General features: G+C 36.9%; 18 protein-coding genes. 15 read left to right on the top strand and 3 right to left on the bottom strand.

Going from position 1 to position 16,899, the window contains the following annotated elements:
- Positions 1–45: 45 nt before the first annotated feature.
- Positions 46–1,470: a hypothetical protein gene (locus IQ10_RS04385; RefSeq protein WP_144449261.1), complete on the bottom strand. Its 1,425-nt coding sequence runs from the start codon at positions 1,468–1,470 to the stop codon at positions 46–48.
- A 215-nt stretch (positions 1,471–1,685) separates the two neighbouring features.
- Here IQ10_RS04385 and IQ10_RS04380 point away from each other — a divergent pair, with 215 nt between their 5' ends.
- The 8 genes from IQ10_RS04380 to IQ10_RS04345 all read left to right on the top strand — a co-directional run bounded on the left by IQ10_RS04380 (position 1,686) and on the right by IQ10_RS04345 (position 8,235).
- Complete coding sequence (locus IQ10_RS04380) at positions 1,686–2,111, top strand: MarR family winged helix-turn-helix transcriptional regulator (protein ID WP_144449260.1); 426 nt, start codon at positions 1,686–1,688, stop codon at positions 2,109–2,111.
- Between the two features lie 21 nt (positions 2,112–2,132).
- The gene (locus tag IQ10_RS04375) at positions 2,133–3,524 is read left to right on the top strand and encodes an MATE family efflux transporter (protein ID WP_242009736.1); all 1,392 of its coding nucleotides are present in this window, start codon (positions 2,133–2,135) and stop codon (positions 3,522–3,524) included.
- A gap of 75 nt (positions 3,525–3,599) precedes the next feature.
- Positions 3,600–3,743 carry a DUF4025 domain-containing protein gene (locus IQ10_RS04370; RefSeq protein WP_144449259.1) on the top strand — a complete coding sequence of 48 codons (144 nt, stop codon included), beginning with the start codon at positions 3,600–3,602 and terminating at the stop codon, positions 3,741–3,743.
- Between the two features lie 185 nt (positions 3,744–3,928).
- Positions 3,929–5,020: a Delta(10) desaturase DesB gene (gene desB, locus IQ10_RS04365; protein WP_144449258.1), complete on the top strand. Its 1,092-nt coding sequence runs from the start codon at positions 3,929–3,931 to the stop codon at positions 5,018–5,020.
- A gap of 256 nt (positions 5,021–5,276) precedes the next feature.
- The gene (locus IQ10_RS04360) at positions 5,277–5,708 is read left to right on the top strand and encodes a hypothetical protein (RefSeq protein ID WP_144449257.1); all 432 of its coding nucleotides are present in this window, start codon (positions 5,277–5,279) and stop codon (positions 5,706–5,708) included.
- Positions 5,709–5,874: 166 nt separating this feature from the next.
- On the top strand, positions 5,875–6,948 hold the full coding sequence (locus IQ10_RS04355; RefSeq protein WP_144449256.1) for a branched-chain amino acid aminotransferase: 1,074 nt from the start codon (positions 5,875–5,877) through the stop codon (positions 6,946–6,948).
- A gap of 123 nt (positions 6,949–7,071) precedes the next feature.
- Positions 7,072–7,923 carry a patatin-like phospholipase family protein gene (locus IQ10_RS04350; protein ID WP_144449255.1) on the top strand — a complete coding sequence of 284 codons (852 nt, stop codon included), beginning with the start codon at positions 7,072–7,074 and terminating at the stop codon, positions 7,921–7,923.
- Positions 7,924–7,980: 57 nt separating this feature from the next.
- A complete protein-coding gene (locus tag IQ10_RS04345; protein WP_144449254.1) occupies positions 7,981–8,235 on the top strand; it encodes a sporulation protein in 255 nt (84 codons plus the stop codon).
- A gap of 43 nt (positions 8,236–8,278) precedes the next feature.
- Here IQ10_RS04345 and IQ10_RS04340 read toward each other — a convergent pair whose 3' ends face one another.
- Positions 8,279–8,929 (bottom strand): MOSC domain-containing protein, encoded by a 651-nt coding sequence (locus IQ10_RS04340; protein ID WP_144449434.1) that lies wholly within the window; start codon positions 8,927–8,929, stop codon positions 8,279–8,281.
- A 174-nt stretch (positions 8,930–9,103) separates the two neighbouring features.
- On the opposite strand from IQ10_RS04340, the gene IQ10_RS04335 reads away from it, so the two are divergent.
- The 6 genes from IQ10_RS04335 to pgoN all read left to right on the top strand — a co-directional run bounded on the left by IQ10_RS04335 (position 9,104) and on the right by pgoN (position 15,459).
- Complete coding sequence (locus tag IQ10_RS04335) at positions 9,104–11,080, top strand: ATP-dependent DNA helicase (protein ID WP_144449253.1); 1,977 nt, start codon at positions 9,104–9,106, stop codon at positions 11,078–11,080.
- A gap of 265 nt (positions 11,081–11,345) precedes the next feature.
- Positions 11,346–12,134 carry an HAD family hydrolase gene (locus IQ10_RS04330; RefSeq protein WP_144449252.1) on the top strand — a complete coding sequence of 263 codons (789 nt, stop codon included), beginning with the start codon at positions 11,346–11,348 and terminating at the stop codon, positions 12,132–12,134.
- A gap of 114 nt (positions 12,135–12,248) precedes the next feature.
- Positions 12,249–12,704, top strand: a complete 456-nt coding sequence (locus IQ10_RS04325) for a MarR family winged helix-turn-helix transcriptional regulator (RefSeq protein ID WP_144449251.1) — start codon at positions 12,249–12,251, stop codon at positions 12,702–12,704.
- 13 nt (positions 12,705–12,717) lie between these two features.
- On the top strand, positions 12,718–13,695 hold the full coding sequence (locus IQ10_RS04320) for a ring-cleaving dioxygenase (RefSeq protein ID WP_144449250.1): 978 nt from the start codon (positions 12,718–12,720) through the stop codon (positions 13,693–13,695).
- A gap of 14 nt (positions 13,696–13,709) precedes the next feature.
- Positions 13,710–14,321 (top strand): alpha/beta hydrolase, encoded by a 612-nt coding sequence (locus IQ10_RS04315; RefSeq protein ID WP_144449249.1) that lies wholly within the window; start codon positions 13,710–13,712, stop codon positions 14,319–14,321.
- A gap of 307 nt (positions 14,322–14,628) precedes the next feature.
- The gene (gene pgoN, locus IQ10_RS04310) at positions 14,629–15,459 is read left to right on the top strand and encodes a glyoxal/methylglyoxal reductase (protein ID WP_144449248.1); all 831 of its coding nucleotides are present in this window, start codon (positions 14,629–14,631) and stop codon (positions 15,457–15,459) included.
- Between the two features lie 77 nt (positions 15,460–15,536).
- Here the strand turns inward: pgoN and IQ10_RS04305 are convergent, their stop codons facing one another.
- Positions 15,537–16,013 (bottom strand): hypothetical protein, encoded by a 477-nt coding sequence (locus tag IQ10_RS04305; RefSeq protein WP_144449247.1) that lies wholly within the window; start codon positions 16,011–16,013, stop codon positions 15,537–15,539.
- Positions 16,014–16,148: 135 nt separating this feature from the next.
- Here IQ10_RS04305 and IQ10_RS04300 point away from each other — a divergent pair, with 135 nt between their 5' ends.
- The gene (locus IQ10_RS04300; protein ID WP_144449246.1) at positions 16,149–16,838 is read left to right on the top strand and encodes an MgtC/SapB family protein; all 690 of its coding nucleotides are present in this window, start codon (positions 16,149–16,151) and stop codon (positions 16,836–16,838) included.
- The last annotated feature ends 61 nt before the right edge of the window (positions 16,839–16,899 follow it).

The raw sequence follows: 16,899 nt of genomic DNA, 5'->3' as shown, positions 1-16,899 counted from the left end.
GAGCGCCTTCTAAAACAGAAAGGAAGCGCTCTTTTTCTTTATCTATTAAAAGATCAATAACGCGATAAACGTTGATAATAGTAGCCCTGTCATAACTGGGGTGAAGCTTTTTCGTACGAGCTCCATGACGGGTACTTTTGCAAAACCTGCTACTGCAACGAGGGAAGACCACGCAATAAGTGTTCCGCCACCGACCCAAATGGCCCCCATTTGCCCAATAGCCGCGAGAGTTGCAGCATCTACTCCGACACTTTCACTTAAAGCTCCAGATAAAGCGCCAACGAGTGGTAAGCCTGAAAAACCAGAGCCGTCAAGCCCAGTAATCATTCCGACAAGTAGTATTCCGAATCCAGCTAAAAATGGACTTTCTGGTATTGTTTGTTGTCCTGCTTGAACGAGGTCAAATAAGAAAGAGGGAGCTTGGCTTGCTTCACTTATCGCAAAAATACGGGCAGATAATTCCCCACTACCAAGGAAGAAGAATCCAGCAATCGGAATGACTGGACCCATCGCCTTAAAGGCAAAGACGAAACCTTTTACAAGGTAATCACTACTATGACTTAAAGCAGTTCGGATTTGATAAATGCTAGATACACAAATCAAGAGAAGAACAGCAGCCCCACCGATCAATGCAGCACCTGCTCCACCTTCTAATTCAGGAATCGCACTTGAAAATTTCGATAAAATCATATACACGATAATGATCAAAAAAGTAGCTGGAACTAAGGCGGCAAAAAAGATCCGTTTCTGTTTTGATTGGTTAGTGAATTGTTCCATCTCATCGCTGGCTGTCATTTGATCATTTTCCCAAGCTGTACTGTGAGAGAGGGCAGGTTTTTTTATTGATTTACGTAAAGAGAAATAAGCAATTGAAAGTGCCGTTATACCAGTAATCAGCGAGAGTACGAAAGTACGATCTGCAACAGGAGCAACATCAATACCAGCAGAGGTGGCGCTTAGCATTGGTGCAATTTGTATCATGTAATCAGAGGATAGTGCCATTCCTTGCCCCGCAAAAGAAATCGCTAAAGCCGCTCCGATTGGGGGCAACCCTGCTCTAATGGCAACAGGAATGAGTAATGCCGCAATGAGAGGAACTGCAGGTGTTGGCCAAAAAAACAAGGAAAGAGAATACGTGACGAGAACGAGTATCCAAAACGAGAGATGTCCATTTGTCATAATCCGTTGAAATGGCTTGATCATTTGTTCATCAGAACCAATTGCTTTTAATGAATGAAGCAAGGCCGTCATAATCGCAATGATGAGAAAAATGTTAAAAAGCTCAGCAGCAGCGGTCAAGCTGGAGTTGAAAATGGTTTGTAATCCTGTTGAGAAAGAGCCAGAATAAACCCATCCGACTAAAAAAGTCATTAGAATAGCTGGAACAACAACGTTTTGTCGGCATAGCATTGTTAAAATAATAATGATTGTGCCAATTAGGTATACCCAATGTGAAGCTGTTAAGATCATTTTATTTTCTCTCCCTATTTTGATGGATTCATCGACTTCTTAGGATAATGTATGTTAAAAACTGGGCATTGGTGTAGAGAGAAGTCATAAAAATAAAATGAATATAATATTTCGTGTACTAATGATTTTTATTATTTATTAAACAAATAATTTGCATATTTACTAATGAGAGAGTAATATTTTAATATAATTTCATTAGGGGGCTAATAAATTAAATGCGAAATTTAGATGATCGAGTGGGCTATCATATTGGTATTGTGGCTCATCTTATGCAAAATAAATTTAATCAAAAATTATCAGAATTTGGCTTAACTGTTGCTCAATCAAAAGTGTTATTTTTATTGGTTCAGCACGGAGAACAGTTACAATCTGAATTACAAAATCGCCTTTATATAAAAGCGTCTACAATGAATGGGATAATTGATTCAATGCTAAAAAAAGGATTGATTGAAAAGATTGATAGTACGTTGGATCGGAGGCAAAAGCAAATCGTATTAACCGAAAAAGGAGAGCTATTAGAGGAAAGACTTTGGGATGAAGTTGGTGAGATGGATGATAGCTTAATGAAAGGATTTTTGCCTGAGGAAAGACAACTTTTTTTAGCGTGGCTACGTAAAATTTCAAATCATTTACAACAGTAACAAAAAAGGTAGGTGTTTCATGTGAGTCAAAAAGGACAGAGTGAAAGGCTCGGGACTGAGCCTATTCCACAACTCTTAAAAAATTTATCGATTCCTGCAATGGTCGGTATGTTTGTCATGGCGCTTTATAATATAGTTGATACGATTTTTATTTCGTATGGGGTAGGAATTGATGGCGTTGCAGGTGTCACAATCGCTTTTCCAATCATGATGATTATAATGGCAGTGTCAGCTGCGATGGGGATAGGTGGGGCTTCGGTTATTTCAAGGCGTCTTGGAGAAAGACGTGAGCAAGAAGCGAATAAAGTATTTGGGAATATGATTACGATGATTTTGATCATGAGTGTTTTAGGTTTTATTGCAGCTTTTACGGTTCTTGAACCATTACTTGTATTGTTTGGGGCTACACCGAATATTTTAGGTCATGCTATTGATTATATGTTTCCGATTATGCTAGGGACATTTTTCTTTTCTTTTGCGTTTGCGACAAATAATATCATTCGTTCTGAAGGAAATGCAAAATTTGCGATGATGGCAATGATTATTCCAGCAGTCATTAACATCATTTTAGATCCGATTTTTATTTTTGGTTTTAATATGGGTGTTCAGGGTGCAGCGTTTGCGACTGTCATTTCGCAAGCTTCAGTCACTGTTGTCATTTTGCGCTATTTCTTAACAGGGAAAAGCTCGTTGCAATTACGCCTTTCTGATCTGAAACTTGATTTTATTATTTTGAAAGAAGTCGTTGGGGTAGGTTTACCAGCTTTTGTTCAACAAGCAGCAGGAAGTGTGATGATGATTGCCCTTAACACGATGTTAATTAGATTCGGAAGCGATTTTTATGTCGGCGTTTTCGGCATTGTTCAACGGATCATTATGTTTACTATGATGCCGATGATTGGCGTCATGCAAGGAATGCAACCAATTGTTGGGTACAATTACGGAGCAAAACAATTCGTACGTTTACGTGAAACGGTTTCACTTGGCTTAAAGGTTGTAACGACAATTTCGATTATCATGTTTATCTTACTGATGTCGTTTCCACAATGGTTCATGATGATATTTACATCTGATCAAGCAGTCATCAATGCAGGAGTCGCCTCAATGCGAATCATGTTTGCTGCGGCCTTTTTAATTGGGATTCAAATTGTAAGTGGAGGGTTGTATCAAGCGTTAGGCAAAGCGAAACAGGCGATGATTTTATCGTTATCAAGACAGGTGCTCTTTTTAATTCCGCTAGTCTTAATCCTGCCGCATTTCTTTGGGTTAAATGGAGTTTTTCTTGCGTTTCCTATCGCTGATATTTTTTCATTCACTTTAGCAGTCATTTTACTCTACCGTGATCGAGCAACATTTTTCTTAAAAAAAGCAGATGAACAAGGACATATGCCTATTTCTTCAGGAACTTCATAAAAAATAAAATAGCATGTGTAAGCTTCTTATCTAGAGGGTAATAAATGAAGTAGATAGCAAAGAGGAGGTCATCACATGTCTAAGAAAGAAGAAAAACAAGAAAGTAAGGAAAAAGGAAAGAATAAAGAAGTAGAAAACAATAAAGGATTAGAAGAAACGAAAGAACAAGTAGAAGATACGTTTGAAGAAGGAACGATTGATCGTAAAAAGGAAAAGTAATTAGTGAGCTCGTACCAAAGTGGTGCGGGCTTTTGCTAATATATCACATTAAAAGACATAAAATAGTCAGAAATTTTCAGTTTTTTATTCGTGTTGTATAAAAAAACATAGTCTTGTTCCTTGCATGATGGTACACTTTTATTGTCTAAATATTAACGCTTTACTTATTGAAGGGAGTTACGTATTTGAAGGATTTACATTCATTTGGTTGGTATGCTGGAAAAATTAAGCCTGATTTACCTAATGAAGCCTTTGATCCAGTTCCTGCTCGATTATGGGGAGGGCTCGCATATTTGCTTGTAACAATTGCTGGATTACTCACAATTGGTTTGTTATCAATCAATCCAATCTTTTATCTAGGTATTTCTATTATTTTGGGTTGTAGCTTTGCTGCGCTTGGTTTTTTAGGTCATGAAATTTTACATGGTACGGTCGTTCGTAAGCCGTGGCTCCGTGATTTTTTGGGTGCTATCGCATTTTGGCCATTAACGACAGGACCACGGTTGTGGAGAAAATGGCATAATTTAACCCATCACGTTCATACTCAGCATGAAGAGCATGACCCTGATGCCTGGCCTACATTTGAAAAGCTTGCTAAGTCACGTTTTTTGCGGTGGATTTACCGGTTGCCACTAGGGATTCGTGCATTTTTTAGCTTTTGTTCGCTGTCTATTCAATTTTCTGCTCATTCGATGAAAATGTTTACCGTTTATTTAAAAGAATTCAATCCGAAAAAACGTCCTGCAGTTTTAATCGAGGCGATTCTACCTTGGATGACGTGGATCGGTTTACTAGTATGGGTAGGACCCTTCAAGTGGTTCTTTATGTTTCTGCTGCCATTACTAATTGCTAACCTAATTGTTATGGGGTATATTTCAACAAATCACCGTCTAAATCCAACGACTGAAGTGAACGATCCTTTAGCAAATAGTTTAACGGTAACGGTTCCAAAATGGGTCGATTTTTTGCACTTTAATTTTTCTTACCACACGGAACATCATTTATTTCCAGGGGTCAGTTCGAAATATTATCCTCTAGTAAAAGAACAAATCAAAAAGAGATGGCCAGAAAGATACCATGAAATGCCTATGGGGAGTGCGCTCGTTGCATTATGGAAAACACCACGACTTTATTATCAGCAAAGTGAGCTAATTGATCCGAGTAAAGGAACATTATTTGGCTCATTGGGTAATGGCTTGGATCCTAAAAATATTCAATCAAAAGGCTTGGATACATTAGATACGCTTAAAGCATTTCAAGAAAGAAAAGCGAAATAACATCTTGTCATCATAAGAAGGTAAGGATATCGTTTAGTACCGATATTCTTACTTTTTTGTTATGTGCGTAAAATAGCTGTTTAATCTGTTTAAACGTGTCGGTGAAGTCGTCCGAAAAATGTCAGAATATATTTGTTTTTAAGAATATAACTCGGATTCCACAAAAACTGATTTTAATTTGGTACTATTAATCAATCAAGATAGATAAAGCGGAAATGGATACGCTATTCTAAATAGTACATAAGGAGTTTTTGAATTGAAGAAAATAATGACAAAAGCCAATGAGACAGTAAAAAATCAAGCAATGATTTTAGCAAAAGTAAATGTAAAATCAAAGAAAAAACGAATTGTAAAAAAAGTTTTAAAAAAGGCCATTCATCAAGAAATGATCGCAAAAGTGTCACCTGTGATTTCTGAAGAAACGCAGATTAAAGAAAAAGAGAAAGAGAATGTTACGTTATCAGTCAATAACCTTCCTGTAACGACTCTACTTCAGCTTGGTAAGAAGTACTTAAAAGAAGAAGAGGTTGTGAAGTATTACTATAACGCTGAGAAAGAAGCGTTTTATAAGAACAAAACCATGCTCGTATCGGTTTTAGATGAAAAAACAAAGGAACTACAGCCTGATGAAAGAAAAGCTTATAATCAAGAAGTAGAAGAACTATGGAGTAAAAGAAAAAAGAATTAACAGAGTTCGAACAAGCGATAAAGCATCTTCTTTAGACGATTAAAGGGGATGCTTTTTACTTTTTTACTCATAATTGATAAAAAATGATATGATAAATAGTAGAATAGGCTACAATGTTTGCTTACTTGATACAGTTTTCAATTTATTTTGATCATAAGGGAGAGTTATGATAACGATGAAGCTTACTATTACAAAAAGTTCGAATTTTAAAACGAAGCCAGATCCTAGTAGTCTTTCTTTTGGAAAGCATTTTACTAATCATATGCTAATGATGAATTATACCGAGGGCGAGGGTTGGACAAGTCCGCAAATCGTTCCATATCAACCCATTACCCTTGATCCTTCGGCAATGTCGCTTCATTATAGCCAATCTGTCTTTGAAGGGTTAAAAGCCTATCGTACAGAAGATGATCGCATTTTATTGTTTAGACCTGAAAAGAATTTCGAACGATTAAACCGTTCTAGTGACCGATTGAGTATTCCAGCTGTAAACGAGGAGCTTGTCTTGTCTTATTTAAAAGAGCTACTCCTTTTAGATAAAGAATGGATTCCAACAACTGAAGGTACGTCACTGTATATTCGTCCTTTTATTATTGCAACAGAACCTAATTTGAGTGTCGCTCCATCGACTACATATACGTTTATGATCATTTTATCGCCAGTCGGTTCTTATTATGCTGAGGGGATTAATCCTGTTAGCATAAATGTAGAAGAAAAATTTACAAGAGCTGTACTCGGTGGAACAGGAACGGCAAAGACAGCTGGTAACTATTCTGCTGCTTACAAAGCTCAAGTAGGAGCAAGTGGACTTGGCTACTCTCAAGTATTATGGCTAGATGGAATTGAAAAGAAATATATTGAAGAAGTTGGTAGTATGAATGTGTTCTTCAAAATTAATGGTGAGGTTGTTACACCAGCGTTAAGTGGTAGTATTTTGGAAGGTATTACTAGAATGTCAACAATTGAATTACTTGCTGAGTGGGGAATAACCGTATCAGAGCGAAGACTATCGATGGAAGAACTTTATCAAGCGTATGAAAAAGGCGAGTTGGAAGAAGCTTTTGGGACGGGGACTGCAGCCGTTATCTCACCAATTGGTGAATTAAATTGGGGCGATAAGAAAATGGTGATTAACAATCGCCAAACAGGAGACCTAGCGAAAAAGTTATATGACACGCTAACAGGTATTCAGACAGGTAAGATTCACGATCCATTTAATTGGACGGTGGAAGTAAATTAGTGAACTGAATCTTTAGGCTAGGTACGAGTTTAGGGCATTGGAGAGAACTCCGATGCTTTTTCAGCTTATTCTGCCCAATCTAAATGATCTGATGAGAATAGTAAGTGAAAAGAGAGGTTTAAGATGAAAGAGGTTGGGCTTGTATTAGAAGGTGGAGGAATGAGAGGCTTATATACAGCAGGTGTTCTTGAATGCTTTATGGAGCATGATCTCTATTTTCCTTATGTGATTGGAGTCTCTGCAGGTGCGTGTATGGCTGCTTCTTATTTATCAAGGCAAAAAGGTCGAAATAAAAAGGTCAATATCGAACTTGTTAGTGATCACCGTTATTTATCTTTTCGTAATTTCATCTCAAAAAGAGAGCTATTTGGGATGGATTTTTTATTCGATGAGATTCCCCGAAAGATTGTCCCTTTTGATTTTGAGACATTTTTAAAAGGGAGTGAGCAATTTATCGTTGTGGCGACAGATTGTGAGACGGGGGAACCCATTTATTACAGCAAGCATGAGCATGGAAAACATATGCTAAAGCTTTTAAGAGCTTCTAGTTCATTACCGTTTATTTCAGAAAGTGTAGAGTATAACGGGAAATTTTTACTTGATGGTGGAATGATAGATCCTATACCGTTAAAAAAATCACAATCAGATGGTAACCAGAAAAATGTGATTATCATGACGAAATTGGAACAATACAAAATGAAACGTAGAAAAATCGCTTCAATGCTGAAATATACGTATAAACGACATCCAAAGATTGCTAGCCTGCTGCAAGAGCGTTATAAAATTTATAATGATACGTTATCTTATATTCATTCTGAAAAGAGTAAAGAAAACCTTTTTATCATTCAGCCAAGCTCACGTGTTCCTGTACGTAGAATCGAACGAAACCAAGTGAGATTAAAGGAATTATATGAACTTGGCTATAGGGATGCAAAAGACCAGTTACAACAGCTAGATCAATTTCTTAATAATTGAAGAATGTATGAAATAAGCATTGTTTCGCATCCTATTCATATAGAAAGGGTGAGTGAATTGGATCAACAATTAGCATACGTTCGTGAATCACTGTCAAACCATATTGACGATCACCAAATTTGTGCAAATATTTATAAAAAGCTAGAAAGTCGTTCATACAACAACGAGGAAGAGTTTGTTCGTGATTTGACTGAAAATGAAACAGCTATTTTAAATTTAGTTTTACGTTATGAAATGGATTATGCTCGTTTTGAACAAGATGATAATCGAGTTGCACAGCTGAACAGCATTTATGAGCAATTGCTCTTGTGACAAACGGAAAATCCTGTATTCGAATCGAATGTAGGATTTTTTATTATTTAGAAAGATTGTGTAATCGATTCGTCAATTTTTCACGCCATCTGTTCGCTAATTCTTCAACAGCAAGCACCTTTTTGATTCCTTCAATATTTGTTGGCTGATGGAAATAGAGTTGATTTCCAAATAGAACTGAAACTTGATGAGAGTGTCGCTCTATTAACTCGAGTTTTGAGTTCGTCATAACAGAACCTTCTTTAAGTACACGACATAAATAGCCAGTATACCCAGTTTCAACGATTCTTTTTAATAAAGTTTGTACGTTGGTTCTCTTATTAATCGTATCGCAAGGAATTCTTCCCTGTGTGATTTGAATCACTGCTTCACCTAGTTGAAAGATATCACCAATATGAACATCTTGCTCTAGCATATTAGTTACTGTTAAGTTTTCACCAAATGCTGCAGGCGGTAATGAGGTATTGAACTCTTTTTCCCAAAGAGAATAATGTTCATGAGGATACACACACACTGCACGATCGAAGCCTCCATGATGTTTTAAATCACCAACTCCATCTCCAAGAAACCCTTCTTTTGTTAAAAAAGCCTCATCAACTTTATCTTTACAAATTCCAGTATTCATTACTTTCTCGTTGTCGTATGTCATATTCTTTGGTAATCCTATTGCGAAGTTTACGATTTTCATATTTATTTTATTCATCATCTGAAAGACCTCACTTTCACTTTAAGTTAACAATGTAAAGCTTACCATAATTAGTTAAGGATATGTTCAATGACCTTAGATAATGAAAATACGTTGATTGACAAAACAAGTTTATTTCTGTGATAATGGACTATTGATTTCAAATGATACGGGGGCACTTTTGTGAAAACATTTAACCGATTACCTTTTTCTTATGATCCAAATCAGTCTTTTTTTGAACAATTAAATGAGTGGATTGGGGATGTCTTTTATGACATTTTACCTGAAGCTGGCTTGGAGCTTAGAGACGAACAAATCTTCATGGCTTTTCAAATGGAAAAAGCATTCATTGAGAAGAAAATAATGTTCGCTGAAGCTGGTGTAGGAACTGGTAAAACGATTGTGTATCTTCTATATGCATTATGTTATGCAAGATTTATGCGCAAACCAGCTATTATTGCCTGTGCTGATGAGTCATTAATTGAACAATTAGTTAAGAAAGACGGCGATATTGCAAAGCTATCTAGGTTATTAAACTTATCCATTGATGCTCGTCTAGCTAAATCAAAGGACCAGTACCTTTGTTTACAAAAGCTTGATTTAGAACGCTCTCATGGTCAATATGACGAGCAATATGATGAGATTTATCAAGGGTTGCCAGCGTTTGTGAATGCTAATCAAACGATGCAAACCTTTCATCATTATGGTGATCGAAAAGAATATCCAGACTTAAATGATGAAGCGTGGAATAAAATTGGTTGGGATAATTTTCAAGATTGTTTTGTTTGTGATAAACGTCACCGTTGTGGTCAAACACTTTCGAGGGAGTATTATCGTCAATCAACAGATCTGATTATTTGTTCACATGACTTTTATATGGAGCATGTATGGACATATGAATCGAGAAAGAGAGAAGGGCAGCTTCCTTTATTACCAGAAGCGAGCACTGTTATATTTGATGAAGGACATTTACTTGAAGTAGCAGCACAAAAAGCCTTAACGTATAAATGGCGTCACGATGTACTTGAAGACCTGTTAACGAGACTGCTTGAAAATGATGTGCGCGAGGAGTTTGCTGTGCTTGTTGAAGACCTTATTTCTCAAAGTATGCATGTAGCACGTGTTATAGGTCAGCATGCGAAGACGGTTGAAGGCTCAGATCGAAAAGAAATTGAGATGTCAAAGCCTCTCCTTAGTGAAGTGGAACGATTAGTAGCATTAATCGCTAAACTTGAAGATGAAATGGTTTTTGAAAGTGAGATGTATACGATTGATGCCTATCAACTAAAAATTGTCGAAGAGCATCTTGATATGATTCATCACGCATTAAACATTTTCGTAAAACAACAAAACGTTATTTCTTGGGTGCAAGAAGATGAGCATGGTGTTACGCTTGTGATCATGCCACGATTAGTGGAAGAAGTCTTGAGAGAAAGAGTCTTTTCGAAAAAACTGCCATTTATTTTTTCATCGGCTACTTTATCAACAAACGCTTCTTTTCAGTACATCGCTGATAGCCTTGGAATAGAAGACTATTTATCGTTCTCAGTTGAATCTCCATTTGATTATAAAGAGCAAATGGAATTGTTTGCGCCAGTCCTTTCAAAGGAGCAGACATTTACAGACAAGCTCAATCATGTGAAGTCTTTATTGAAAGAAACAGATGGAAAAGCACTACTTTTGTTTACAAGTGATCAAGAGATAGTAACGTTTAAAAAAGTAGTAGAGCAAGATGAGGAGCTTCAAAAGTGGAGCATGCATTTTGAAGGTGATAAGGAAATAAGCCAATTGATTTCTTCTTTTCAAACAGACATTGATTCTGTTCTTTGTGCGACAAGTCTTTGGGAAGGGTTAGATATTCCAGGTGAGTCATTATCAAATGTCATTATGTGGTCGCTGCCATATCCACCAAAGGATCCAGTTTTTAATGCGAAAAGAAAAGCGGCCGAAAATCCTTTTTGGGAAGTAGATGTCCCGTATATGCTACTTCGATTACGGCAGGGAATTGGTCGTTTGATTCGTACACATGAAGACAAAGGTATTGTGACCATTTTAGATGAACATCTCTATGATAACGAAGTACTCTTATCAGCTTTTGAAGCTGTTTTGCCCAAAGAGGTACAGATGCAAAATCAAAAACGAGATAGATTAACTCAATAACATATTAGCAAAAGTTGTGGAAGGCAAGCATCTTCACCACTTTTGCCCTCGTGATGAGGGTACTTGGCGTTGTACACACGACATGAACGGGTTTAGCGAAGTTTCATGCCCTCGTGACGAGGGTACTTGGCGTTACCCATAGGACGTGGGTGAATTTAGCGAAGTTTCATTAATTCCTATTTACTTATAACTATATTCTCGGTACTCTTAATATGATGATTGAAATTTCAAATAATCAACAAGATAAGAAATGGGGCATTGGTAGATGATTAAGGCTATCTTTTTTGATTTGGATGATACGCTCCTTTGGGATCAAAAGAGTGTACAAACGGCTTTTGATAAGACGTGTGAGGTCGCTCGAGATAAATATGGGGTAGATCCTAAAGAGCTTGAGGAAGCGGTTCGTAAGGAAGCTAGAGAGTTGTATGCATCATATGAAACATATCCGTTTACCCAAATGATTGGTATTAATCCATTTGAAGGGCTATGGGGTAATTTCTTAGATGATCATGATGATTTTCGTAAAATGAAAGACATTGTTCCTACATATCGTAAAGAAGCATGGACAAGAGGGTTAAAGGCACTTGGAATTGACGATCCTGAATTTGGTTATGAATTAGCAGAACGTTTTCCTGCAGAGCGTCGTAAGCATCCATTTGTATATGACGAGTCATATCAAGTTTTAGACGAATTAAAAGGAAAATACCAACTTCTTCTTTTAACAAACGGTTCTCCAGACTTGCAGCAAACAAAATTAACAATCACGCCTGAGCTAGTTCCGTATTTCGATCAAATTGTGATTTCTGGTGGTTTTGGTAAGGGAAAACCAGATCCATCTATTTTCGAACATGCACTATCACTGATGGAGCTTGATAAAGACGAGGCGATTATGGTCGGAGATAACTTAATGACGGATATCCTCGGTGCATCAAGAGTTGGTATGAAATCCGTTTGGATTAATAGACATGATAAAGAACGCAATGAGGTTGTTCCTGATTATGAGATTACTCATTTAGAAGAGCTGTATCCAATTCTTGCAGAACTAAATAAATGATAATAAAGATGATTGGTCAAGATAAGACCAATTATCTTTTTTTATTCTAAATACTTTACTTTTTATCAGTTTAGTTATAAACTGATAAAAAGTAAGAAAGGAAGTGAAGGCCATTTGGCTAAAAACTATTTCGGACGTTCCCATAAAGAACGACTTAGTTTGTTGCTGTGGTTTCGCTTAGCACGATTTTACAATCAAAGTATCCGATTATCGAACCAACATTTAAAAAAATGGGATTTAACGATTGCTCAGTTTGACCTTTTAGTGCAAATTGGGGCACATCAACCAATATCCCAGCAAGAATTAGCGGAAAAATTACTTGTGACAAAAGGAAATATGACGCAAATGCTTGCTAAGGTTGAAAAGTCAGGGTTAATTGAGCGCAAACAGGAATGGAGAACGAAACTAATTTCTTTAACAGAAAAAGGCGAGCAACTTTTCGAGGAAATTGTTCCGATTCAAGAGCAATTCCAAGCTGCACAGTTTCATTCATTAACGAAAGATGAACAAAAGCAATTGCTTACGTTATTAAAAAAGCTTCAGAAACAAAAGATATCAAAACAAAATTGAGGAGTGAGCATTCATGCAATTAAAACCATTAAAAGGAATTCACCACGTTTCAGCAATCACAGCTAATGCAAAAGAAAATTACAAATTCTACACACAAGTTCTCGGTCTTCGACTTGTTAAGAAAACGGTCAATCAGGATGACACATCGGTTTATCATCTTTTCTATGCAGATGAAAGAGGAAATCCAGGAACTGATTTAACGTTTTTTGAAATCCCTCATGCAGGCCAAACGTATCAAGGCACGAACAGCATTTCAGCTACATCATTAAGAGTAGCAAACGATGAGGCACTACGTTATTGGAAAAAACGTTTTGAAGAGTTAGATGTTGATCATGATGACATTTCGAATGAAACTGGTCGTGCTACACTTTCATTTCGTGATTTTGAAGGACAACGTCTAGTTCTCGTTTCTGATGAAACAAACAGTGGTGTTGCTGGAGGAAAGCCATGGGATAAGAGCCCTGTTCCGACAGAACATGGGGTGGTTGGTTTAGGTCCAGTTAAACTAACAGTTGCACAACCTGATATTACAGCGACTATTTTGACTCAAGTAATGGGCTTTACAGAGGTAGGTTCATACGCATCACCAGTGGAGGGTCAAAAAGACATTCGAGTATTTGAAACGGGTGAAGGTGGAACAGGGGCAGAGATTCATTTAGAAGAAAACTCAGACCTCGAAAGAGAACGTCCAGGTCGTGGTAGTGTCCACCACGTGGCTTTCCGCGTTGAAAATGAGGAAGAATTAAAAAAGTGGGTTACTCACTTACAAGAATTAAGATTACCTAACTCAGGCTTTGTTGAGCGCTATTATTTCCGTTCTCTTTATTTCAGAGAGCCAAATGGCATTCTTTTCGAACTAGCAACAGATGGTCCAGGATTTGAAGGGGATGAGGATTTCGATCATCTCGGAGAAAGATTATCATTACCTCCGTATTTTGAAGATCAAAGAGAATCGATTGAAGCAAAATTAGTACCTTTAAATACAAAATAAGGAGTGGTTTGAACGTGAAGCATCTTTTTATAGAAGGAAAACCAGAAAACGATGTAACCTTGCTTCTTCTCCATGGAACGGGAGGAAATGAAGAAGATTTATTACCACTAGCTAACATGATTGCTAAAGATGCGTCCGTGCTTAGTGTTCGTGGAAACGTACTAGAAAATGGAATGCCGCGCTTCTTTCGCCGGCTTGCTGAAGGTATATTTGATGAAGAAGATTTGCTTTTCCGTACGGATGAATTAAATCAATTTATTGATGAAAGTGCAAAGAAGTATTCTTTTAATTGCGAAAAAGTTGTCGCAATTGGTTATTCGAACGGAGCTAATATCGCTGCTAGTCTGCTGTATCATAAGGAAAAATCATTAAGTGGAGCAGTGCTGTTCCATGCGATGGTGCCTCGTCGTGGTGTCGAGTTACCTGATTTAACGAATACTCCTGTCTTTATTGGAGCAGGAAAGCGTGATCCGCTTATTCCAGCTGATCAAACAAAAGAGCTTGTTAACGATCTTAGTCGTGCTCATGCAAAAGTGACGGAGCACTGGGGCGAGGGCGGTCATCAATTAACAAGAGAAGAAGTAGACAAAGCACAAGAATGGTTTCAACAAGTATATAACGATTAAGCTTAAAGAAGCTGCCAATTGATTTGGCGGCTTTTCTTTTTTTATTTAAGAAAGTTTTTTGAGTTTTATTAAAGGTTTGCTAAGAGACCTCGTCTTATATAGTATGGAAACTTCGCTAAATTCATCCGCATTAAGGAAACTCGGGTAACTTCCTCCGCGTTATGGAAACTGGAAACTCGGCTAAAGTCACTCACGTCCTGTGAGTAACGCCGAGTACCTACGTCCTGTAGGCAGGCAAATTGGTTTCTTGATTTGGTAAATTGTAGTAAAATTAAAGGGTAGTTATTTTATCTAGGGAGTGATAAGAATGGTTACAAGTTTAAAGGATACAACAACACTACATAATGGTGTCAAGATGCCTTGGTTTGGTTTTGGGGTTTATAAGGTGGAGGATGGCTCTGAGGTAATTGATTCTGTTAAAGCTGCTATTAAAGCTGGTTATAAAAGTATTGATACTGCAGCCGTTTATAAAAATGAAGAAGGTGTCGGGCAAGCAATAAGAGAGTGTGGTGTTCCAAGAGAAGAATTATTTATTACTTCAAAAGTATGGAACGCAGACCAAGGCTATGAAACGACCATAGAAGCCTATGAGACTAGCTTAAAAAAACTTGGACTTGAGTACCTTGATCTTTACTTAATTCATTGGCCTGTTGAAGGGAAATATAAAGACACTTGGAGAGCACTTGAAAAGCTATATAAAGACGGCCGTGTTAAAGCCATAGGTGTAAGTAATTTTCACATTCATCACTTAGAGGACTTACTTGTAGACGCAGAAATTAAGCCAATGGTTAACCAAGTTGAATATCATCCTCATTTAACACAGGAAGCACTACACAGCTTTTGTAAAAAGGCAGACATTCAACTAGAAGCTTGGTCGCCGTTAAAGCAAGGAGAACTATTGAAAGACGAAGCGATTAATGAGATAGCGAAAAAATACGGAAAATCAGCAGCTCAAGTGATTTTGCGCTGGGATTTGCAAAATGATGTGATAACAATACCAAAATCGATTAAAGAAAAACGAATAATTGATAACGCAAATATTTTTGATTTTACGCTATCAGCAGAGGAAATGACTAGAATTAACAATTTAAATAAAAATGAACGAGTTGGACCTGATCCAGACAACTTTGATTTCTAAAATTAGTGTAGATGCATAATCATAGGAAAAACAATGGAGATTTGACAACAAAAGAGTTGTCAAATCTCCATATTAATCTAGCTTTTTATCTTGAACCCTTCTTCATCTAAATACTCTGCCGCTTCACCATACGTATTAAAGGTTCCGTCAAGATTTGCACCAGCGTACACATTCCACATATCATCTTCTTGAAGAAGAGTAAGCGTCTGCTTATCGCGGTTTATCCACGTTTCTTCATACTCTTCATTAATAACTGTGTCTTCTGTTTGTGTTAATGAAAAGGAAAGGGAAGCAATCGATTTTTCGATTAGTATTCGTAACTCTTCTTCAGAGAAATCACGAATATTCACCATTCCGTTCTTATCTGTTTTATATCCCTTTATTTTCTCTGCATAAACAAAACCGTTACCATTTGGATGCAGATGATAAACAACATTTTTCTTATCGGTAGCACTTTCTTCAAAATGAAAGTTCACCCGTCCAAGTGAGACATTTTTTCTTTCTAATTCTGAAAAGGATTCAATAATGGTTAATTTTTCTTCAAAGTGTAACATGTAGCCTCCGCATATTAAGAAATGAATTCATTGATCAAGTATACCATATTCTCTTTACGACGGAATGATTAGAGGATATAGTGAAAGTTAAACATCACTCAATAAATGCTTTATTTTAACGTAGGAGGAACAGCTATGATTTTATACCCAGGTAGTTTCATGTTTAATCTTGGGATTGCGACAATACTTTGTATTATAATTGGTTTGGAAAGAGAGTTAAAAAAGAAACCTTTAGGACTCAAAACTTGCTTAGTTATTGGGATAATGAGTTGTTTATTAACGAATGTATCAATAGAGGCAGCAACTGAATATGCTGATGCTTATGTTAGACCAATGGATCCACTTCGACTTGCGGCACAGATCGTATCGGGTATTGGTTTCTTAGGTGCTGGTGTTATTTTAAGAAGAAATAATGATATGATATCTGGCTTAACAACTGCGGCGATGATTTGGGGAGCTGGAGGGATTGGAATCGCTTGTGGTGCTGGTTTTTGGATTGAAGCCATTATTGCGACTGTTTTGCTCCTATTTAGCGTAGAACTTTTACCATTTTTATTTAAGTTTATCGGCCCTAGATCATTAAGAGAAAAAGAATTGAGAGTCAAATTAATTGTTGACGCAGGAGAAACAATGACTGATATTCTAAAAGAAATGAAGCAAAGAAAGATGAGGCCACGTAAAGTGAGAGTAAGGGACTTAAAAGACAGCAAATCACAGCAAATGGATATCATCATTTTAGTGAATGAGAAACGTTATACAACGGAAATTTATTATGAACTAAAGCAAATTGCACATATCATGAGTGTCGAATTAGAATCATTATAATCTTTACTCCATTTTTTAAAAACAATTGGGTCATCTTTCATGATATAATACGTAAAGGTTT

This window comes from Halalkalibacter nanhaiisediminis, assembly GCF_007830185.1.
In the GTDB taxonomy this organism is placed as follows: domain Bacteria; phylum Bacillota; class Bacilli; order Bacillales; family Bacillaceae_D; genus Halalkalibacter; species Halalkalibacter nanhaiisediminis.
This window is presented reverse-complemented; position numbering and strand designations above follow the sequence as displayed.

Excerpts from the sequence above, each read along its gene's own strand:
- IQ10_RS04385 (WP_144449261.1), bottom strand. The coding sequence starts at position 1,470 with ATGATCTTAACAGCTTCACATTGGGTATACCTAATTGGCACAATCATT.
- IQ10_RS04380 (WP_144449260.1), top strand. The coding sequence starts at position 1,686 with ATGCGAAATTTAGATGATCGAGTGGGCTATCATATTGGTATTGTGGCT.
- IQ10_RS04370 (WP_144449259.1), top strand. The coding sequence starts at position 3,600 with ATGTCTAAGAAAGAAGAAAAACAAGAAAGTAAGGAAAAAGGAAAGAAT.
- IQ10_RS04355 (WP_144449256.1), top strand. The coding sequence starts at position 5,875 with ATGATAACGATGAAGCTTACTATTACAAAAAGTTCGAATTTTAAAACG.
- IQ10_RS04350 (WP_144449255.1), top strand. The coding sequence starts at position 7,072 with ATGAAAGAGGTTGGGCTTGTATTAGAAGGTGGAGGAATGAGAGGCTTA.
- IQ10_RS04330 (WP_144449252.1), top strand. The coding sequence starts at position 11,346 with ATGATTAAGGCTATCTTTTTTGATTTGGATGATACGCTCCTTTGGGAT.
- IQ10_RS04320 (WP_144449250.1), top strand. The coding sequence starts at position 12,718 with ATGCAATTAAAACCATTAAAAGGAATTCACCACGTTTCAGCAATCACA.
- pgoN (WP_144449248.1), top strand. The coding sequence starts at position 14,629 with ATGGTTACAAGTTTAAAGGATACAACAACACTACATAATGGTGTCAAG.
- IQ10_RS04305 (WP_144449247.1), bottom strand. The coding sequence starts at position 16,013 with ATGTTACACTTTGAAGAAAAATTAACCATTATTGAATCCTTTTCAGAA.
- IQ10_RS04300 (WP_144449246.1), top strand. The coding sequence starts at position 16,149 with ATGATTTTATACCCAGGTAGTTTCATGTTTAATCTTGGGATTGCGACA.